The 5166-nt window shown below is 70.1% G+C and carries 2 protein-coding genes and 1 pseudogene; 1 reads left to right on the top strand and 2 read right to left on the bottom strand.

Features of this window, described 5'->3' with window-relative positions; all coding sequences use genetic code 11:
- Positions 1-46: 46 nt before the first annotated feature.
- A complete protein-coding gene (locus AB0N76_RS39045) occupies positions 47-520 on the bottom strand; it encodes a GreA/GreB family elongation factor (RefSeq protein ID WP_363565610.1) in 474 nt (157 codons plus the stop codon).
- Between the two features lie 404 nt (positions 521-924).
- On the opposite strand from AB0N76_RS39045, the gene dnaE reads away from it, so the two are divergent.
- Positions 925-4482 (top strand): DNA polymerase III subunit alpha, encoded by a 3558-nt coding sequence (gene dnaE / locus AB0N76_RS39040; RefSeq protein WP_363565609.1) that lies wholly within the window; start codon positions 925-927, stop codon positions 4480-4482.
- A 40-nt stretch (positions 4483-4522) separates the two neighbouring features.
- On the opposite strand, the pseudogene AB0N76_RS39035 reads toward dnaE, so the two are convergent.
- Positions 4523-5166: pseudogene (locus tag AB0N76_RS39035) on the bottom strand (hypothetical protein); the annotation flags it as partial.

Raw genomic sequence — 5166 nt, 5'->3', positions numbered from 1 at the left:
GGACCCTGGCACCGGTCGGCGCCCGACGGAAGACGGCGGACGGCGGCTATCCGCCGCCGTCGCCGATCGACAGGACCACCGCGGTCGCGTGGCCGCCCGGGGCCTCGTAGGCGACGGTGTCGCCGGCCCGGCAGCCGAGCAGCACCTGGCCGAGCGGGCTGTCCGCGGTGACCAGGGTCGGGTCCAGCTCCTCGGCCAGCTCGCCGACCTGCACGGTCATCTCGGTGTCGTCCGCGAAGCGCACCGTCACGGTGCTGCCCACCCCGACCGTCTCGGTGCTCGGGGCCCCCGCGGCCGCCCCCTCCCGCAGCCGCCCCTCGATCTCCGTGATCCGGTCCGCCAGCCGGTCGAGCACATCGGCCCGCTGCAGTTCGTCGGCCTGGTCGGCCCGGTCGCCGACCTCCTCGTCACCGCCCCGCAGGGTGGCGGCCACCGCGTCGCGCTCGGTGCGCCGCTCGGCGAGCTCCCGTTCGAGCGCCTCCCGCGCGACGGCGCTGATGGGCTCGGGTCCACCGGTCATTTGCTGCTCCCGTTGTCCAGCCGGACGGTCGAAACCTCACGAGTCGACATCACGAGTCGAAGCGTCACGAGCCGAAGCACCATGAGTCGAAGCACCATGAGTCGAACATCACGAATCGATGACGGCATTCCGAACATATCAGCCAATCCCGCCCTCCACTCGGCGGCGGATCCACCCCTCGGCGACCCTCCGCGACGACCCCGCGACAGCCCGCCCACCGGCCCCGCAGCGGCCCCGCGGCCTCCGGCGGCGGGAGCGCCGGGCGCCCGCGGAACACCCGCGGAGGCGGTGTCAACGACCCGGGGCGAACCGGTCGGCCCGGCGAGTCGGCGGCGCCGACCCGCTAGCCTGGACGGCTTGTGCCCCCCGCGTCCCCCGACGCCGCCGAAGAGGAGTCCGCCGCCGTGTCCGACAGCTTCGCCCACCTGCACGTCCACACCGAGTACTCGATGCTGGACGGGGCGGCGAAGAACGGCAAACTGTTCGCCGAGGCCGAGCGCCAGGGCATGCCGGCCATCGCGATGAGCGACCACGGCAACATGTTCGGCGCCTACGAGTTCTTCCACGCCGCCGCCAAGACCGGGGTGAAGCCGATCATCGGCATCGAGGCGTACGTCGCCCCGTCCTCGCGCTTCCACAAGAAGCAGGTGTTCTGGTCCCCCGGCGGCCAGCGGCCGGCCAGCTCCGACGGCGAGGGCGGCAAGGACGTCTCCGGCGGCGGCCGCTACACCCACATGACGATGTGGGCGCAGAACGCCGCCGGCCTGCGGAACCTCTTCAAGCTCTCCTCGCTCGCGTCGATGGAGGGCTACTACATGAAGCCCCGGATGGACCGCGAGCTGATCGCCGCCAACGCCACCGGCATCATCGCCACCACCGGCTGCCCGTCCGGCGAGGTGCAGACCCGGCTGCGGCTCGGCCAGTACGAGGAGGCGGTCAAGGCGGCGGGCGCGTACCAGGACATCTTCGGCAAGGAGAACTACTTCCTGGAGCTGATGGACCACGGCCTGTCCATCGAGCAGGACGTCCGCGAGGACCTGCTGCGCCTGGCCAAGCAGCTGAACATCCCGCTGCTGGCCACCAACGACTCGCACTACGTCACCGCCGACCAGGCGGACGCGCACGACAGCCTGCTCTGCGTCGGCGTGGGCAAGAACAAGGACGACCCGAACCGGTTCAAGTTCAACGGCTCCGGCTACTACGTCAAGACCGCCGAGGAGATGCGCGAGCTGTTCCGCGAGCTGCCGGAGGCGTGCGACAACACGCTGGCGATCGCCGAGCGGGTCGAGTCCTACAAGGAGGTCTTCACCTACGTCGACCGGATGCCGCAGTTCGACGTGCCCGAGGGCGAGACCCAGGCCTCCTACCTGCGCCAGAAGATCGCGGCCGGCCTGCAGCACCGCTACGGCGACAACCCGAGCCAGGAGGTGCTGGACCGGGTCGAGCTGGAGATGGGCGTGATCACCCCGATGGGGTTCGACGCCTACTTCCTCGTGGTCGCCGACATCTGCCAGTACGGGCGGGACAACGGCATCCCGGTCGGCCCCGGCCGAGGCTCGGCGGCGGGCTCGATGGTCTCGTACCTGACCGGCATCACCCAGCTGGACCCGCTGGAGCACGACCTGCTGTTCGAGCGCTTCCTCAACCCCGAGCGCATCAACCCGCCGGACGTCGACATCGACTTCGACGACCGCCAGCGCGACCAGATGGTCCGCTACGTCACCGAGAAGTACGGCTCCGCGTACACCGCCCAGGTCAACACCTTCGGCACGATCAAGGCCAAGGCCGCCGTCAAGGACGCCAACCGCATCCTCGGCTACCCCTTCTCGATGGGCGACCGGATCACCAAGGCGATGCCGCCGGACGTGATGGGCAAGGGCGTCCCGCTGGCCGACCTCTTCAACGACAAGCACCCCCGGTACAACGAGGGCACCGAGATCCGCTCGCTGTACGAGAACGAGCCGGACGTCAAGAAGATCATCGACACCGGCCTCGGCATCGAGGGCCTGATCCGCGGCACCGGTGTGCACGCCGCCGCCGTCATCCTCTCCTCCACCCCGCTGCTGGAGCTCATCCCGCTGCACATGCGGGACAAGGACGGGGTGATCATCACCGGCTTCGACTACCCGTCCTGCGAGGCCATGGGCCTCATCAAGATGGACTTCCTGGGTCTGCGGAACCTGGGCATCATCGATCACTGCATCAAGATCGTGAAGGCCAACCGGGGCGTCGACGTCGACATCGAGAAGATCCCGATCGACGACCCGACCACCTACCAGCTGCTGGCCCGCGGCGACACGCTCGGCGTGTTCCAGCTCGACGGCGGCCCCATGCGCGCCCTGCTCAAGCTGATGAAGCCGACCGAGTTCGCCGACATCTCCGCCGTCTCCGCGCTGTACCGGCCCGGCCCGATGGGCATGAACTCGTACACCAACTACGCGCTGCGCAAGAACGCCCAGCAGGAGATCATCCCGATCCACCCCGAGCTGGAGGAACCGCTCAAGGACGTCCTCGGCCCCACCTACGGCCTGATCGTCTACCAGGAGCAGGTGCAGCGAGCCGCGCAGGTGCTGGCCGGCTACTCGCTCGGCCAGGCCGACCTGCTCCGCCGCGCGATGGGCAAGAAGAAGAAGGAGGTGCTGGAGAAGGAGTTCGTCCCCTTCCACGCGGGCTGCAAGGAGCGCGGCTACTCCGACGAGGCGATCCAGGCGGTCTGGGACGTCCTGGTCCCGTTCGCCGGCTACGCCTTCAACAAATCGCACTCCGCCGCCTACGGCCTGGTCTCGTACCAGACCGCCTACCTCAAGGCCAACTACCCGGCCGAGTACATGGCGGCCCTGCTCACCTCGGTCGCCGACGACAAGGACAAGATGGCCGTCTACCTGGCGGAGTGCCGCCAGATGGGCATCAAGATCCTCTCCCCCGACGTCAACGAGTCCGTGGTCGACTTCACCGCCGTCGGCAGCGACGTCCGCTTCGGTCTGAAGGCGGTGCGCAACGTCGGCGTGCCGGTGATCGAGTCGCTGGTGAAGACCCGGAAGGAGAAGGGCAAGTACGCCTCCTTCCCGGACTTCCTGGACAAGGTCGAGCTGGTGGTCTGCAACAAGCGCACCGTCGACTCGCTGATCAAGGCCGGCGCCTTCGACTCGCTCGGCCACACCCGGCTCTCGCTCAGCAGCGTGCACGAGAACGCGATCGACGCGGTCACCGGGGTGAAGAAGCAGCAGGCCATCGGCCAGGACGACCTGTTCGGCAGCCTGGGCGGCGACGAGGACGCCGGGCCCGGCATCGGCCTGGACTTCGAGCTCACCGACCGCGAGTGGCCGCGCCGCCAACTCCTCAGCCTGGAGCGGGAGATGCTCGGCCTCTACGTCTCCAGCCACCCGCTGGACGGCGCCGAGCACATCCTCTCGAAGAACCGCGACACCTCCATCGTCGAGCTCCTCGGCTCCGGCCGCAGCGAGGGCGAGGTCCGGCTGTCCGGCCTGATCACCGCGGTCGACCGGCGGATCAACAAGGCGGGCAACGCCTGGGCGATCATCACCCTCGCCGACCGTGACGGCTCGGTCGAGGTGCTGTTCTTCCCCGCCACCTACAACCTGATGGCCGACCAGATGATCGAGGACAACGTCGTCTCGGTCCGCGGCCGGCTCAACGAGCGGGACGGCTCGCTGAGCATCTTCGGCCAGGAGATGAACACGCTCGACGTCTCCAGTGCCGAGCTCGGCACCAAGCCGCCGGTCCAGATCACCATGCCGCTCGGCCGGATCACCCCCGAGCGGGTCGCCGAGCTGAAGCTGGCCCTGACGGCGCACCCCGGCGACGTCCCGGTCCGGCTGCTGACCACCAACTGGGACAAGGACACCCTCTACGAGCTCGGCTTCCGGGTGAACCCCGACAACGGCCTCGCCTCGGACATCAAGACCCTGCTCGGCACCAACTCCTGGTCCGGCACCGCGTAGGCCCTGGGCCGGACGCGGGCCGGACCGCCGGCGGCCCGGGCTACCCCTTGCGGTAGTAGTCGAGGGAGACCTTGACCGGGCCGTCGCCGGGGGACGCGGACAGGACGCGCACGACGGCCACGTCGCGCGGGTCCTGGCCGCGGACGCAGAAGGCCTTGCCGACCAGGCCGGCGAACTCCAGCCGGGTGACCGGCTTGGTCTCCAGGCCGCTGAGGCACTCCGCGGTGCCCAGCCGGTTGCCGTCGGAGACGTAGGCGTCGTTGTGCTCGCCAAGGACGAAGCCGGTGGCGGTGCGGGCCAGGAACCAGGTGGCGGTCTCCTCGCCCATGACCTTGCCGGTCTTGAGGTCGAACTCGTAGTCGTGGTCCGGGGAGACCAGCTCGACCCCGGTGTAGACGGCGGTGTAGCCGGGCGCGGCGGCCGGGGCGCTCGGGGTGGGCGCGCTCGGCGCCGGGGTCGGGGTCGCGGTCGCGGTGGGCTTCGCGGGCGCGGTGGACGGGGCGGAGGAGGAGGTGGCGGCGACCGGCGCGGCCTCGGGGTAGCCGTCGTCCGGGTCGTCGAGCAGGAAGGCGGCCGTGCCGAAGGCGCCGAGCAGCAGGGCGGTGGTCGCGACCAGGGCCGTCCGGCGGCGCGTCCCGCGCGCCGGGGCGGCGGGGGGGGCGGGCGTCGGCAGGGGGGTGGGCA

The organism is Kitasatospora sp. NPDC093806 (assembly GCF_040683335.1).
Classification (GTDB): Bacteria; Actinomycetota; Actinomycetes; order Streptomycetales; family Streptomycetaceae; genus Kitasatospora.
The sequence above is the reverse complement of the archived record's forward strand: the minus strand, read 5'-3'. Positions and strand labels throughout refer to the sequence as shown.

What these genes read in the sequence shown, in the direction of transcription:
- AB0N76_RS39045 (WP_363565610.1), bottom strand. Translation starts at nt 520, where the DNA reads ATGACCGGTGGACCCGAGCCCATCAGCGCCGTCGCGCGGGAGGCGCTC.